General features: G+C 44.0%; 12 protein-coding genes. 4 read left to right on the top strand and 8 right to left on the bottom strand.

The features are described 5' to 3' along the window. Window positions 1-30: 30 nt before the first annotated feature. From RTJ53_RS03090 to aspS, 3 genes are read right to left on the bottom strand one after another with little or no spacing between them, the layout of a single operon-like run. Window positions 31-813 (bottom strand): glycosyltransferase, encoded by a 783-nt coding sequence (locus tag RTJ53_RS03090; protein WP_312275790.1) that lies wholly within the window; start codon window positions 811-813, stop codon window positions 31-33. A gap of 40 nt (window positions 814-853) precedes the next feature. Further along, a complete protein-coding gene (locus RTJ53_RS03085; RefSeq protein WP_312275789.1) occupies window positions 854-1,777 on the bottom strand; it encodes a lysophospholipid acyltransferase family protein in 924 nt (307 codons plus the stop codon). Between the two features lie 22 nt (window positions 1,778-1,799). Further along, window positions 1,800-3,605 (bottom strand): aspartate--tRNA ligase, encoded by a 1,806-nt coding sequence (gene aspS, locus RTJ53_RS03080; RefSeq protein ID WP_312275788.1) that lies wholly within the window; start codon window positions 3,603-3,605, stop codon window positions 1,800-1,802. Window positions 3,606-3,855: 250 nt separating this feature from the next. Between aspS and sohB the strand changes: the two genes are divergently transcribed. The 4 genes from sohB to RTJ53_RS03060 all read left to right on the top strand — a co-directional run bounded on the left by sohB (window position 3,856) and on the right by RTJ53_RS03060 (window position 8,946). Continuing rightward, window positions 3,856-4,845, top strand: coding sequence for a protease SohB (sohB, locus tag RTJ53_RS03075; protein ID WP_312275787.1), 990 nt, complete (start codon window positions 3,856-3,858; stop codon window positions 4,843-4,845). A gap of 107 nt (window positions 4,846-4,952) precedes the next feature. Next, a complete protein-coding gene (locus tag RTJ53_RS03070) occupies window positions 4,953-5,615 on the top strand; it encodes a DUF1543 domain-containing protein (RefSeq protein ID WP_312275786.1) in 663 nt (220 codons plus the stop codon). A gap of 120 nt (window positions 5,616-5,735) precedes the next feature. Beyond that, a complete protein-coding gene (locus RTJ53_RS03065) occupies window positions 5,736-7,829 on the top strand; it encodes an AAA family ATPase (protein ID WP_312275785.1) in 2,094 nt (697 codons plus the stop codon). Window positions 7,830-7,857: 28 nt separating this feature from the next. Continuing rightward, entirely contained in the window at window positions 7,858-8,946 is a 1,089-nt protein-coding gene (locus RTJ53_RS03060; RefSeq protein ID WP_312275784.1) for a type I glyceraldehyde-3-phosphate dehydrogenase, read from the top strand. An 87-nt stretch (window positions 8,947-9,033) separates the two neighbouring features. On the opposite strand, the gene purH is transcribed toward RTJ53_RS03060, so the two are convergent. The 5 genes from purH to mrcB form a co-directional block, all read right to left on the bottom strand. Then, entirely contained in the window at window positions 9,034-10,614 is a 1,581-nt protein-coding gene (purH, locus tag RTJ53_RS03055) for a bifunctional phosphoribosylaminoimidazolecarboxamide formyltransferase/IMP cyclohydrolase (protein ID WP_312275783.1), read from the bottom strand. A 151-nt stretch (window positions 10,615-10,765) separates the two neighbouring features. Next, window positions 10,766-11,095: a helix-turn-helix domain-containing protein gene (locus RTJ53_RS03050; protein ID WP_286130508.1), complete on the bottom strand. Its 330-nt coding sequence runs from the start codon at window positions 11,093-11,095 to the stop codon at window positions 10,766-10,768. A gap of 230 nt (window positions 11,096-11,325) precedes the next feature. Continuing rightward, window positions 11,326-12,519: a DUF3426 domain-containing protein gene (locus RTJ53_RS03045; protein ID WP_312275782.1), complete on the bottom strand. Its 1,194-nt coding sequence runs from the start codon at window positions 12,517-12,519 to the stop codon at window positions 11,326-11,328. Window positions 12,520-12,741: 222 nt separating this feature from the next. Then, entirely contained in the window at window positions 12,742-13,650 is a 909-nt protein-coding gene (gene prmA / locus RTJ53_RS03040) for a 50S ribosomal protein L11 methyltransferase (RefSeq protein WP_312275781.1), read from the bottom strand. A gap of 198 nt (window positions 13,651-13,848) precedes the next feature. After that, the gene (gene mrcB / locus RTJ53_RS03035) at window positions 13,849-16,446 is read right to left on the bottom strand and encodes a penicillin-binding protein 1B (RefSeq protein WP_312275780.1); all 2,598 of its coding nucleotides are present in this window, start codon (window positions 16,444-16,446) and stop codon (window positions 13,849-13,851) included. Between the last annotated feature and the right edge of the window lie 2 nt (window positions 16,447-16,448).

The following is a 16,448-nucleotide window of genomic DNA, read 5'->3' as shown; positions in this document are numbered from 1 at the left end:
CTATCTAAGGCTTAACTATCAAAGGTTGAGTTATCGCCAATAATCCCTAATCCAGTCAGTTGGTAATACCTTACGATACCACTTACCGCTTTTGCCCACGATGGCATCGGGTGGATTCACTTCACCATGAAAAATCACCATTTTTGCCCCTTTAGGCAAAATCGGCGGTTTGACAAAACTTAAGGGAAATGGCTGCACACATTGGTATTTAAAGCTCACGCACCAAGACGCATCCCAATATTCAAGGTGGTGATGCTCACGCAAATAATTGGACAGGTAAGCTTGCTCATGGCGTACTTGGCTACGAATCGTGTCAAAATTTTGCTCAAAATTTGATAACAAATCCGGATAAGTATTTTGTCCAACTTTAAAGCGATACACTGATGAATTACCCACCATGCGCCACGGTTTTTTCCAATCACGGATAATCACCACACTGTCATCGTGCTGCGCTTGATAAGTAAAAAAGCAATCAATATTATCGACAATCACAATATCAATATCCAAAAATAACGCCGTGCCTTTTAAATCGTATAATTCAGGGCTAAAGGTGGTCAGTTTTTTCCAGCCACGTTCAGGAATATTACTGGGTAAATTGAGCTCAGGAATTGGGTAGCATTTGACGTTAGCATCTATCCCTGTGCTATCATCGGTCAAACATACCATTTGAAAGGGCAGTGTTAAATGTCTGTTAACCATATTGTACAGGCGATTAACGTACTCAGCACCATATTTGGTGCCCCATTTCATACAAATAATGTAACGGTGTTCATCAGGCAAAGCCGGCGCTGAAGTATAATTTGGTAAAGTCATAGGTAACTTATTATCATATTAAGTAAGTGAATTGATAATATCATGATTTGCTAAGTTTTGGATAACGCTGGCGAACCGCTACCGCGATGGATGGCTCGGCATTATAAATAACGGGAAATCCTGGCACACGTTTAAAGCGCTTATAACCCCACATATATTGACTGGGGAACCGATCAATCATCCGCTCGATGGCGTGGTTCATTGCGGTTGTCGCTGTCACCATGTTTTTGTCATACAAGGCGGGGTCAGTTAGCTCATCACAATAAATATCAAAGCCTTGACCATCGTCACGGCGTACACAGGTCAAACCTACCAAGCTACAATTTGTTTTACTGGCTAATTTGCTAGCAAGGGTACTGGTCAATGTCGGAATACCAAACAACGGCACTACTTCACCGCCAGATGGGTCAGGGACATGGTCAGGCAATATGATACTAAAACCGCCTGCTTTTAGGGTTTTAAAAATCGCTTTTACCCCAGTGGCATCGGTTGGTACCAAAGTTGCATTCAGCCGCTGACGCCCTTGTAACACAAACTGATTGGCTTGTTCACCTTTCACAGGTTTATACATGATGGTGGGTGCACCAAACTGGTTGAGCCACGCATTCATGATTTCCCATGTTCCCAAATGCGGCACAATTGCAAGCATGCCATTGGGGTTTTGTAAGCCTTGCATCAGAACTTGTTGATGATGCACGGTATGGATTTGTTTGACCGACCACGCAGGTGGCATTGCCCAGCTTTTAGCCGATTCCACCATGTTTTTGCTTTGATTGGCAATACAGGCTCTAGCAAGGTCGTCACGCTGGGATTCAGTGAATTCAGGATAGACAAGTCGTAAGTTAGTATCAACGGTTTTCATGATACTTTTGTCACGACGAAGTGAAATGATAAAGCTTGCGATATGTGCCAATAGATATAGCATCCACATTGGCACATATTTGAGAAGAGTAAGGGCATTCATCTAATTAAAGGTGTGACCTTGATTAAGATTGTGGCGCTTTACTGTCTTTTTCGCGTATACGGATGCCCAATTCACGCAGTTGTTTGCCATCCACGGGTGCAGGAGCATCAGTCAGCGGACATTCAGCCGTTTTGGTTTTTGGGAAGGCGATGACGTCTCGAATCGATTGTGAGCCTGTCATTAGCATAATTAACCGGTCAAGACCGAATGCCAAACCACCGTGCGGTGGCGCACCGTATTTTAGCGCGTTAAGTAAGAATGAGAATTTTTCTTCGGCTTCGGCTTCAGAAATACCCAAGGCTTCAAATACCGCTTTTTGCATATCCAAAGTATTGATACGCAATGAACCACCACCGATTTCAGTACCGTTTAATACCATGTCATAAGCGATAGATAGCGCGGCTTCTGGGTTGTTTTTCATCGCTTCAACCGTGCCTTTTGGCTTGGTGAAGGGATGATGAACCGACGTCCATTTGCCGTCTTCGGTTTCTTCAAACATTGGGAAATCCACGACCCAAAGCGGTGCCCATTCTTGAGTCAGCATATTTAGGTCTAGACCCAATTTGACACGCAGCGCACCCATGGCATCATTGACGACTTTGGCTTTATCCGCGCCAAAGAAGATGATATCACCGGTTTGCGCCTCAGTACGTTTAATCAGCTCGACTAATACTTCATCGGTCATGTTTTTGATAATCGGTGATTGCAGACCTGATTCTTTATCGACACCGTTGTTGATGTTGTTGACATCATTGACTTTGATATAAGCCAGACCTTTTGCGCCATAGATGCCGACAAATTTAGTATATTCGTCAATTTGTTTACGGGTAATTTCACTACCGTTTGGCACACGAAGCGCCACCACACGACCTTTTGGGTCTTGGGCAGGGCCTGAGAATACTTTAAATTCCACAGACTGCATGATATCAGCCACATCAACCAACTTCATAGGGATACGCAAGTCGGGCTTATCAGACGCATAGTCACGCATTGCTTCAGCGTAGGTCATACGCGGGAAGGTATCAAATTCAATGTTCATCATGGTTTTGAACAAATCTTTTGTTAATCCTTCGGCAATGTTCATGATATCTTCATCACTTAAGAATGAGGTTTCAATATCAATTTGGGTAAATTCTGGCTGGCGGTCGGCACGTAAGTCTTCATCACGAAAACATTTAGCAATTTGATAATAACGGTCAAAACCCGCCACCATCAACAGCTGTTTAAAAAGCTGAGGCGACTGTGGCAGGGCATAAAACTCACCGTTTGATACACGGCTAGGCACCAAATAATCACGCGCGCCTTCTGGGGTGGCACGGGTCAAGATTGGGGTTTCTACATCCAAGAAACCTTGGTCATCTAGGTAACGGCGAATGGTCGAAGTGGCTTTGGCGCGAAACTTCATACGCTCTTGCATCTCTGGACGGCGCATGTCTAAAAAGCGATATTTTAGGCGTAGTTCTTCAGAAACGTTGGTAAACTCATCATTGAGGGGGAATGGCGGCGTCTCAGAGGTGGCGATTGTTTCGATGTCTTTGGCCAATAACTCCACTTGACCGCTCGTCATGTTTTTGTTTTCAGTACCGGCATAACGCTGACGCACACGACCGGTGATTTTGAGCACATATTCAGAACGCGCGCTATCTGCTGTAGCAAATGCTTCTGGGGTATCTGGGTCGATGACCACTTGCAGTAGGCCTTCACGGTCACGCATATCCAAGAAAATAACCCCACCGTGGTCACGGCGACGATGCACCCAACCGCAAATAGTGATGGTTTGATCGTTTAAGTTTTCGGTGACAAGCCCGCAATAGTGTGTACGCATCATAATGAAGCAATCCCAATATTTTTCGTAATGTAAGAAGTAGCAAAAATTTTTATAAACGAATATTATGCCTTGTTTACTCAAATTTCACAATATGAAACACGGTTTATCATGCATATCTACTAGCCATACCTGTCACAGACATTTCGCGAATATTGTGTGGACAAGCGATTGAAAACAGCAAAATAAACGCTATATAAAACCCATTGTGTGAATTTTTTCCTTAATTAGAGCCCTTAATTAGAGAGTTATTATGCTATTTCAAAATGCCAAACATCCGCTTGAAATGAAAGTTACCCATTTAAATAAAGTCAAAGCCCAACGCAAACAACAATTACAATTGCAAATGGTGGATGATAAAGGGTTAACATCACTCATCAGCCGCGCATTTACAGACTTGACGAAAAAAGACAATCCCAAAAAAACCTCAAAATTTGGTCTATTCAAAAATAAAGCCGCCAACAAAAATTGTTTTGTGCTAGATTTTCATGGCGATATAAAAGCCACTGAAGTACAGCAACTGCGTGAAGAAATCAGCACGCTACTGACGGTGGCAAAACCTGAAGATGAGGTCATTGTGCGCCTTGAGTCCTCAGGTGGCATGGTACACGCATATGGCCTCGCTGCTGCCCAGTTGGCACGTATAAAAGAAGCAGGACTAAACTTAACGGTCTGTATTGATAAAGTCGCCGCTAGTGGTGGCTATATGATGGCGTGTGTGGCTGATAAAATTTTAGCGGCGCCGTTTGCGGTGGTTGGCTCGATTGGTGTGGTGGCACAAGTGCCTAACTTTCATGATTTATTAGAAAAACATGACATCGATGTCGAAGTATTTACCGCAGGTAAATACAAACGCACGGTAACCGTGCTTGGTGAAAATACCGAAGAAGACAAACAAAAATTCCAACAAGAGCTGGAAGAAACGCACAAACTATTTAAAGACTTTGTGCGTAAATACCGTCCGAGTTTGGATGTTGAACAAGTGGCAACCGGTGAGCATTGGTATGGTGAAGATGCGATAACGCGCAATTTGGTCGATACCCTGCAAACATCGGACACTTATATCTTAGAGAAGATGACAGATAGCGAATTGTATGCCATTCAATCTCGTCAAAAACCGACCATCGCGCAAAAGCTAGGCATCTCGCAAGCGGCACAAGCGGTGGTAGCGACCGCGATTGATAAACTACCAGATGCCTTGGCAAAGTTAGAAAGCGCTAAAATGCCGATGGTCAAAAAATAACTGTCAGATAAAATGATAAAAACCTGTGGTGATAAAACCTGTGACAAAAACCTATGTTGGTTGGCAGGTTTTTAAGTTTTAATGGCGACACATTTGGGCGTATAACTATGAAACTATTTATGTTAAAAATCGGGGCGCGTCCCCAAGGACGACTGATTGAACAGCATGATGTGATGTTTGTGATTGCAAATAGCCTAAGTGAAACAATTGAGAATGTCAATCAGCACTGGCCGGCAGTCAAAAACAACTGGCACTTAGACGCATGGCGAGAAGTGAAGCGGGTGGGTGATTATCAAATTTTGTTGTCGAAAGAGAGCTTGTCAAAAGATGGATTGTCAAAAGATAACGCGCTTGCAGATAATATATTGGCAGCTGAAAGGGTAGATAACAAATTAGATAGTCAGGGCAAGCAACTTTATTTTGTCAATTTAGGCGGTTATCTGCCAGGTCAATTTGAAGAATTTCATTATAAAACACTTGTGGTAGCCGAGACGCTAGGTAAAGCAACGGCGCAAGTTAAAAAAACGGCATTTTATCAAGATTATACATTTGATAATGTCGATACCGCCAAAAGCGGCGTGGCAACCAGTCATGTTGATGATAAGCATCAACTAGATTTGGATGATATTCACTGTGTGGCTGATTTACTGCCAAAAGACGTGGCATTAACCATTCAGCCATTAACCGAGCCTGAAAAAAATCAGCTACCTGACGATACGCTGCATATTGGTTATTTAAGTCTCAAGCAAATCAAAACCATGATTGACTAACCCGTGAAGCGTCTGATGGCGTATTTTGGTGCTGTCAATCATTGCCTTTACTCGGCTTTGCCTTTATAGTAGGCTCATTTTTAACCCCTTCTTTTTATCTACAAAAGCTTTGTATAACCAATGAAACAAGCCACCGCCCTTAATATCCTTAAAACTGGTAAAAATGTGTTTTTAACAGGCTCAGCAGGGGCAGGCAAGACCTATACCATCAATCAGTATTTGCATTATCTGCGCGCAAGGGATGTGGCGGTGGCGGTGACGGCAAGCACAGGTATTGCTGCCACCCACATGAACGGCATGACCATTCACAGCTGGGCGGGCATCGGCATCAGTAACGAGCTGAGCGCCAAAGACATCGCCCGAATCAAAAAACGCACGGTGGTTGTGGAGCGCATTGAGCGCACCAAAGTATTGGTGATTGATGAAATCTCAATGCTGCATCGACAGCAATTTGAGCTCATTAACCAAGTGCTACAAGCCATCAAAGAAAACACATTGCCGTTTGGTGGTATACAGCTATTGGTCGCCGGGGATTTTTTTCAGTTGCCGCCGATTGGTGAGCCCCATGAGAGCAACCGTGATAAATTTGCCTTTATGGCGCAAGCTTGGCTGGATGCAGATTTTCAAATTTGCTATTTATCCGAGCAGCATCGTCAAAAAACTGACAAAACAGCGGTGGCAGGTAACACCTATTATGGTTTGGATTTAAATGCGATTTTAAATCAGATTCGTAGCCAGCAGTTTACCCCCCATATCATGCCTGCTTTGACCGCTACGGCTGAGCATGTGCTAGCCGACACCCGTACCCGACTGTTTACCCACAATGTCAACGTGCAAGCCATCAATGAGCAGGAACTTGGCAAACTTACCGCATCGGCGCATACTTTTCGCGCTTGGGGAGAAGGCGATGAAAAGCTCGTTGAAACGCTAAAAAAATCCGTACGCAATACCCCAGAACTGGTGCTCAAACTTGGCGCAAAAGTGATGTTTATCAAAAACAACGCCGAGCTTAATGTGTCAAATGGCACCATGGGCAAGGTAGTTGATTTTGTTGCCACCACTCTTAAACAACCAAATAAACAAACAGACGATAGCGCATCAAAAAACAGCCCGTCAAACAATAGCCTATCAAACAAGCACCCATCTGAGCCGCTCGATGAACAAGCGCTAGCAGCAGATGCAAGTGCCTTGCTCGATGCGATTGAACAAGAACAACAAGCGGATATGGCAGACTTGCTGGATGAAGTGAATGGCGGTCAATCACAACAAACTCACCACAAGGATGAGGATGATATCGCCGCAACAGACACGGCTGATGACAAACTGTCGGAGTTACTTTATCCCTTGGTTGAGCTCAATGACGGTCGCAAAGTCATCGCCGAATATGATTCATGGCGTATTGATGATGAAGAGGGCGAAATACTGGCTGCCTATTATCACATCCCATTGACGCTGGCGTGGGCGATTACCATTCACAAAAGCCAAGGCATGACGCTGGATGCGGCAGAAGTAGATTTGTCCAAAACCTTTGAAAAAGGGCAGGGCTATGTGGCTTTATCACGGTTAAAGCAGCTATCTGGGCTACAATTACTGGGCGTCAATGAATTAAGCTTACAGCTTGATCCCCTAGCACGCGGCGCTGATCAGCGATTTCAGGCGATCAGTGCAGAGCAAGAATGTGAATTTTTGACACGCAGTAAAAAACAGCTCAATGACCTTCATCGTGAATTTATCATTCAATGCCGGGGTACGCTGGATAAAGAGAAAATCGCTGCGTATGAAAATCGCGCCAAACAACAGCAAAAACTGATTGAAAAACGTCGCCATGCTGTACAGCAGCTGCAATCTTTGGCAGATGATGCGGCAGGCGTCATCACTCCCACGGTGCTTGAAACCAAAGCCCTGCTGGATGAAAGTTTGACCATCGCAGAAATTGCGCAAGCCCGTAATCTAGCCCAATCAACCGTGATGGGGCATATCGAGAAAATTGCTGAGCATTTTCCCCGCGCCAACATCGCGCATCTACGACCTGATGACGAATGGCTACAGCCGATTGATAAGGCGTATCAAAAAATAGCTAAACGTGATGACAAACGCGATAAAGGTAACGATGGCAAAATCAAAATTCGCGCGATTGTCGAAGAATTAAGAAACGCCTATTCTTATAATGATGTGAAACTTGCCTTGTTGTTTTTAAAACCGCATGGCAATTGAGCACTTGTCTAGTAAGGAATATCCCTGATTGAATGCTTCTACCATCAAACCTTTTAACATCGCTATTAATGGCTTTGGTCGTATTGGGCGCAACGTGCTACGTGCTTACATCGAACGGTTTTGTCAAAATCCTTTACAATTACAGCCGTTAAATATCGTCGCCATTAATGATATTGCTGAGCCAGCAACCCTGCTACATCTACTCAAATATGACAGTACCCATGGTCGATTATCGGCGGTCAGTGATATCCATATTGAATTAAAAACAGTGGATTTGGGTGAAAAACAACAGCATTTTTTGCTATTAAGCCAAGGGGAGTTTCGGCAAAAAATTGCATTGATACAGCAGCCCATTGCCACCAAATTACCTTGGGAAAAACTGGGCATCGACATGGTGCTTGAGAGCACGGGTCATTTTCGTAGCTATGAACAGGCGTCACAGCATATTATCGCGGGCGCCAAGCAGGTGATGATTGGGGCTGCTCCGTTTGATCATGTAGATGCCAGTATCGTAGTGGGCGTCAATGACCATGAGCTTAGCCGTGATAAAAAGATTTTGTCCAGTGTGTCGTGTACCACCCAAGCGCTCGTGCCTTTACTATATATATTGCACCGAGCCTATGGTATCGAATCAGCAATGATGACCGAAATCCATGCGGTAACCGCTGACCAAACTGTGCTTGACCAAGTCCACCGTGATTTGCGCCGTGCACGGGCTTCTGGGCATAACATTATCCCAACCACATCAAGTAGTATCGCTGCGGTCAATCGGGTGATGCCGCATATGGCAGGCAAGGTGAATGGGTATTCAATCCGCGTACCGACCATGGATGTCGCGGCAATTGATGTGACATTTACCTTTGACAAAGCCACGGATGTTACCGCTATCAATCAGCTGTTAAAACATGCCAGTGAACAAGATTTATTGGGTATCATGGATTACAGTGATGAGCCATTGGTGTCCAGTGACTTTATCCATGATGCGCATTCATTGGTGATTGATAGCTTGCAAACCATGAGTGTGGGGCGGCAATTTAAAGTGTTTGCTTGGTATGATAATGAATGGGGCTACGCCAATCGGATGCTCGATATTTGTCAAACCTTAGCGAAACTATAAACCTTAGCAGAGCTATAAAAAGAAAAAAATTATCAATTAAAAAAAGCGAAACCTAGTCAGTCTCGCCTTTTTTATGCCTAACAAAAATTAATGTCTAAAATGACGCATACCGGTGAACACCATCGCAATGCCATGCTCATCGGCTGCAGCGATGGTTTCATCATCGCGCATTGAGCCACCTGGCTGGATAATCGCCTTAATCTCCACCGCTGCGGCATTGTCAATACCATCACGGAACGGGAAGAAGGCATCTGATGCCATCACCGCACCCACAGGCGATAGACCAGCGTGCTCAGCTTTAATCGCGGCAATACGTGCTGAGTTGACACGGCTCATTTGACCTGCGCCTACCCCAATGGTACGGCCATCTTTGGCATACACAATCGCGTTGGATTTCACATATTTGGCGACTTGCCAAGTAAATAGTAAATCATCGAATTGTTGCTGAGTCGGCTGTACTTTTGTCACTACTTTTAAATCATCTAAGGTGATTAAGCCCAAATCTTGCGCTTGCACCAATAAACCCCCAGTGACGCGTTTGAAGTCAAACTGGGCTTGGCGCTCACTTGGGTTTGGTAACTCACCGCAGACTAACACACGCACATTTTTCTTGGCAGATGTGACATCGAGTACACCATCGGCAATGCTTGGGGCGATGATGACTTCAACAAATTGCTGATCCACAATCGCTTTTGCTGTTTTGATATCCAGCTCACGGTTAAAGGCAATGATACCGCCAAACGCAGATTCTGGGTCAGTGGCAAAGGCTTTTTGATAAGCATTGGTTAAGTCGGCATCCACGGCCACACCACAAGGATTGGCGTGTTTAACAATGACACACGCAGGCAAATCAAACGATTTCACGCATTCTAATGCCGCATCGGTATCTGCGATGTTGTTGTAAGATAGTTCTTTGCCTTGTAATTGCTTGGCGGTGGCAATACTGGCTTCTTTTTGACTATTTACCTGCGCTTTTTCGACATAAAAAGCGGCTTGTTGATGCGGGTTTTCACCATAGCGTAAGTCTTGCGCTTTGTCCATTTGTACGTTAAAAGTACGCGGGAATTGGTCAGCCGATTCAAAGCTTTGCAGGCGATTGCCTAAAAAGTTGGCAATCATACCGTCATAATGTGCGGTATGCTCAAATGCTTTTACCGCTAAATCAAAACGGGTGGTATCACTGATACGACCGTTTGCTGTTAGCTCACCCAAGATTGCTGCATAATCGTTGGGGCTTGTCACAATGCTGACATGGTCATGATTTTTTGCCGCGGCACGCACCATGGTAGGGCCACCAATATCAATGTTTTCGATGGCGTCTTCTTTGGTGACATTCGGGTTAGCAACGGTTTGGGCAAATGGATATAAATTGACAACGACCATGTCAATGCGGTCGATGCCATGTTCTTGCATAATGGCATCATCCGTGCCGCGGCGACCTAGAATACCGCCATGAATTTTTGGATGCAGGGTTTTTACCCGACCATCCATCATCTCTGCAAAACCTGTGTATTCTGCGACCTCAGTCACTGCTAAGTCATGTTGTTTGAGTAGTTTGTAGGTGCCGCCCGTTGACAGCAGACGAAAACCGTGGGTGATTAGACCTTTAGCAAAATCTACAATACCCGATTTATCAGAAACAGAGAGCAATGCATAAGCTTGATTCATAATTGACTCGACTCGTTGACAAAAAAACACTGGGTGCAGAAAAAACAAAAAGTCAGTTGTGACGAACTGACTGATTAACTTTAATACCCCAACTCTATAAATCCCTAAGTATGGGGATATCTTATCATAAAAAAGCGGGTATTTTTATCAATTATAATAATTGGTGGGTTTTGAGTTTTTTCCGCAATGTGCCGCGATTAAGTCCCAAAATCTCGGCGGTTTTGGTTTGATTGCCGCGGGTGTGTTCAAGGACGACACTGATCAGCGGTTTTTCAAATTGTGACAACATAAGCTCATAAAGCTGGGTCGGTTGTTGTTCTTTTAAATTATCGAAGTACTCTCGTACCACAAGCTCAATGTGATGAGCTAGGCTTGCGCTGGGAGAAGTTTGCGATGGGGTATGGGTAGTGTATGGGTTAGATGGGCTATCTGACATATTGGAATACTTGGCGCGATTTTGTAAAGCAACAGAATTGGGCATAACAGATTCTCAAACTAAATTTGCTGACAAATTTATTGAATAATTCGTTAGTTAACAGATTAAATAAAACTTAAATATCAAGACGAATAATAAAGTTATTAATACTTATACTAAAACAATTATGAAACTGATAGCAAGCTTAAGTTGTTTACAATATGTAAAATTCTGCGATAAATACTGGGTGCGATAGGGGCTTAATTTAGCAAAGCTGTAATCAAGCTAAAAACAATTTAATAAACCAGCTCAATATTAGCGGCTTGGACTTTGGCTTTTGGAAAATCAATCCGTAATTTAATGGGTTTTATTTGATGCGGCATCAAATAGTTGTTACCCGCTTCTAGATAGTCTGTAGGGGTAAGTAGAGTCTGAGCGAGTATGGTGTTGCCACTGCGTAGTGAAACCTTAACACTCGGGTAGATAATATTATTGTCTGTGGTATTGGTCAGGGTAAATATCATGTCAGTCTGCCCCGCTTGTTTGGATGAATGAGCAAGCTTTAGCATCTGCACATCAATAAGCTCGATATCAGCCAGAGGCAATTGACAGGCGGGTATTTTATGGCAAATAGTTGATAGCACGGCTGCGTTTGTTTTTGAAGTGATTAAGGTGTTAATGTTAAAAATAATATATTGCGCGGCTAGCAAAAAGATTAATAGTAAACTGCCTAATCCCCAAATAATGCCCATATTAAAAATTTTTGCATTCAGCGATTGTTGCGAGGAAACTTGTTGCGACAAGCGCTCATCAATTTTTTTTTGATACGCTAATAAATCTGCTTGTTGCTCGCTACCCGTATCAATCGCAATTTGGTCAAAAATATCTGTGTTAAACACCCCATCCATGCCTCGCTTGGGTTTAGTGTGGGTTGCGGATGAGTCGTCCATTGCTTCGTTGTCATCTGCTTGCGCCATTAAACTTTGCAGCCAAGCATTTTCATCGCCTGAAGCGTCTTTATCTTGGGCAAGTTCTATCGCTTCAGCTGCATCCTTATCGTCAATGATTGGCTTTTTAGGCTTGCTATCTCTGGCTTTTGGCAGTTGGTCAAAATTGTCTATAATCTCAAAGTCATCTAATTTGCTGGTTGATTTAGCTCTGGCTGATGTAGTTGAAGATTTTGACAAGGCATATGGTGAGATGGGTTTAACGGGTTCATTGACAATCGGATTACCGGCTTCATCAAGACCTGACTCATCATCAAATAAAATACACTCAGATTTATCGTCGATGAGCGCGGATGGCGTATGATGGTTTGGACTTGCCAGTGGATTGTTGTTAGCAAATTTTTTTTGTTCTAGTTGTTCAGTAGCTGAGAAAATGGTTTTGCAATGGGAACAACGAACGTACCCATGTCTAACGGCTAACTGTTCATCATTGATTTTAAATGCATGTTGGCAGTTTGGGCATTTGGCATTGTACAAATTCATCGCAACATCACTTCCCTTTTAGCATTTTTAGTTTGCGTCTTTGATTTTTAATAATGTCGTGTGTTAAATCATTTAATGACGAATAAAAAATAAAGTCAACAAATTTCCTAGAATTTATGTTCACTAGGTTGCTAGCTATGTCCTTGGGCTGTTACTAGGCTTCGGCGGGGAAAAGACGACCTTACCTCCTTGTAAGGCTTTTTATACGAATCGCGATTTGTTCTACTCGCGGCGAAAACCCGAGAGGCGATGCCAATGTCTATCTTCCTGCGCGCTAAAGGTAAATTCGCCATCCATCTCAAAATAAGGCTGATAGGCAGCTTTTACATCTTCCACTTGGTTTTCAATCAGACCTGCCAACACAATGCTACCTTGAGATTTCAATAATGTCGCAAAATAAGGGGCAAGGCTCATTAGTGGTTTGGCTAAAATATTGGCGGTTATCAAGTCCACGGGCAAAATAGCCTGCTCTTTACAATAGTCACTAAATTGCTCAGGTAAAAACGCCTGAAGCTGATCGGCTACCTTGTTGCGCTCCGCATTTTGATGGGTGGCTAAGACTGCTTGGGGGTCAATATCGACCGCATACACCTGTTTTGCGCCTAGCAAAAGCGCCGCAATGCCCAAAATACCTGAGCCGCACCCATAGTCAATTATTACTTTATCTTGCAAAGGTTGTTCTGTCAGCCAATCAATACAAAGACGGGTCGTCGCATGGTAACCTGTGCCAAATGCCAAGCCTGGATCCATGATGATATTAATCGCATTGGGGTTAGGGGGTGACATCCATTTGGGCACAATCCAAAGTCCATTGGCACATTCAATGGGATGGTAATTCTTCATCCACTCACGTTCCCAATCTTTGTCATCCACTCGGCTTGTCCAAACTCGCGTCGCCACCACATCATTGGCGATACTTTGACTCAAAGTTTCCAGATTACAATCGCCATCAAATAGCCCAGTCACAATCACATCATCCCACAATGGCGATTCACCTGGCAATGGTTCAAATAGCGGTTGGTCACCTGCATCATCTAAACTGATACTGAGCGCATCGGCTTCTAGCATCAAGGTCTCCGCCAGTTCGGCTTGCGATTTTTCGCATTGAATATGTAATTGCTGCCAAGGCATAAACAGTCCTTAAAAATAACAAATAAAATAATGAAACAATAAAAGGCGAGCGCGCTGGCTTGGTAGTATAAACGCATTCAGCCAAAAATGCGATGTGACTCAAAAATGAAAACACCCATGTTATTGCTTGGCACACCTAAGCCAAAACACCTAACGGCAAGGGTAAGGGCAAATAAGAAGGTTTGCTTGTTATCGTCTCTAAAACATTTCTTTAACCGATTTTTCTAACCAAGACTGCGAGCGCGGCGCCGCATTGAGTGGTTGGTTGGTATGGGTCGGGTCGCCGCCGTTATTGGGGGTATTAGGGTTGGTCTGGGTATTCCCCGTATAGCCACCCTCATTTTGGTAGGGATTGGCTGCAGGTGGGTTATTGCCAATGGTATCTTCATCGGTTTGTCTGCGCTCAATATTGTCATACCGCTGTTGTTGGCTTTGTCCAAACTCACTCATTGCCTGTTGTTGCTGTGCCGCAAATCTTGCTTCTTGCTCGCTTTGGTATAGTTGTACCGCGCATTCACTACTATCTTGCGGTAGATTGTCGGTATCAACAGGTACATAGATGGCATTTGGACATTTTTCATTGGATAATTGTGATTTGCCGTTTTCCATCCATAGCCATTCGATATTGCCTGGCGCGATGAGATTAACTGGCGTAAGCTTTTGCTGCTTCATAAAATTCATCCACATCGGCAAAGCGCCATTACCGCCACTTAGACCGGTGGGTTTATTGTCATCTAAACCGACCCAAACAACGCTCACCACATTGCCACTATACCCTGCAAACCACGCATCGCGATAATCATTGGTAGTCCCTGTTTTACCTGCAAGATTGAGATTATCACCGAGCGATAGCGCCGCTTTGGCGGTACCTTGCTTGATGACCTGCTGCATCGCATAATTGGTGAGATAGGCAGCCGTGGGGTTGATGACTTGTTGATTTTTTTGTTCCATGCCCTGAACCACTCGTCCTTGGTCATCAATAATCGTGCGAATGGTATGAATTTCATGACGCAAGCCACCTGTTGCCAGTACTTGATAAATCCCCAACATATCCATGGGCGATAGATTCACCGCGCCAAGCAAGGTAGAGGGATAATTGGGCAATGGGCTACTGATACCCATACGGTACAATTGATTTAAAAAATTAGGAATACCGACTTCCATGCCCACACGTACCGCGGCTTGGTTATAGGAATTGGCTAAAGCGCTGGTGAGGGGGATAATACCATGACTGCCGCCACCGTAATTGCTGGGTGTCCATGTCTTACCATCGGTCATTTTTAGCACAATTGGGCTGTCATCGACACTGCTTGATAAATTGTAACGACCTTGCTCAAATGCGGTTAAGTAAATAATCGGTTTGAGTAAAGAGCCAACTTGGCGTTTGGCATCGATGGCGCGATTAAAACCGGTAAAATCACGACTACTTCCCACCACAGCAAGTAGTTCACCGTTGTTGGGATTGGCGCTGACTAGGGCGGCTTGCAAATTAGTGAGCTGTTTGGGATTACTTTTTTTTAACTGATTGACGCTTTGAATGACCGCATTGGTAGCGGTTTTTTGAACGTTGGGGTCAAAACTGGTAAATATTCTTAACCCTTCGTTTTTGAGATCGTTGGCATCATAGGTACGGGTGAGTTCTCGCTTGACCACATCGAGATAATCAGGAAAACGCGTTTTACCAATCACAGGATTGTAAGAAATGCTCAGTGGCTGTTGCAACGCTTCATCATATTGCTGTTGGCTGATTTTACCGGTTATCAGCATATTACTCAGCACCACGTTACGGCGTTTTAGGGCAGCATCGGGGTAGCGTAGCGGATTGTACTGAGTAGGACCTTTGGCAAGCCCTACGAGCATCGCCATTTGGTCAAGTCGAAGCTCTTTTAGCGGACGGTTAAAGTAAAACTGCGAGGCAAGCCCAAACCCGTTAATGGAGTGATTGCCATTTTGACCTAAGTTAATCTCATTCATATAGGCTTGCAAAATCTCACTTTTGGTGTAATGCATTTCCAGCAAAATCGCCATCACCGCTTCATTGGCTTTACGTTTGATAGTACGGTCTGAGTTGAGATAGAAGTTTTTAACCAGTTGCTGGGTGATGGTGGAGCCGCCTTGGCGTGAACCGCCCATAAAATTGCTATAAACCGCACGTCCTATCCCTCGGATAGACACGCCGTGATGCTGATAAAAACTGCGGTCTTCTGTTGCCACAAGCGCATCAATTAATGGCTGCGGATAGTCATTGATGGTTAAAACGATGCGATCTTCATTGTTATCTGGATAGATACCGCCAATAAAAATGGGCTCAACCCGCGCCACACCTGATGGATTAGGACGGGTGCTTTGTAATTTTTCAATTTGGTTATCTTTGAGCGTGACCTTAATAATTTGCGATGGTTCAGTATCGTTGGCGGCAAATTTAAATTCGCGGGTATGAATATAGTATTCACCATTTTTTTTGGTATAAGTCCCGGCATTGTCATAGTTTTTGTCAGAGGCATAGGTGAGTAAATTTAACCAATTTTCCAATTCATCATCGCTAAGGGGATTACCCACCGATAACGTTAACGGTTGCGAGTATACTTTTGCAGGGATGTTCCAGCGTTTGCCCTCAAATTTTTGGGTGATGACATTATCTTGGCGCATCAAATATAACCCAAGCAAGACCAAGCCGCCCAATACTGCCACCACAAAGATGAAGCTTAGGATAAACATCCCTTGTTGGTTTGAGTCATGCTGGAATTTTGGCGAGTTTTGGCGATTTTTAGCGGCAGAGATAACGGTTGAATTCATAC

The sequence above is a fragment of the Moraxella sp. CTOTU46711 genome, from assembly GCF_031975715.1.
GTDB lineage: Bacteria > Pseudomonadota > Gammaproteobacteria > Pseudomonadales > Moraxellaceae > Faucicola.
Note: the sequence above shows the minus strand (reverse complement) of the source record. Positions and strands in the feature narration are given on the sequence as shown.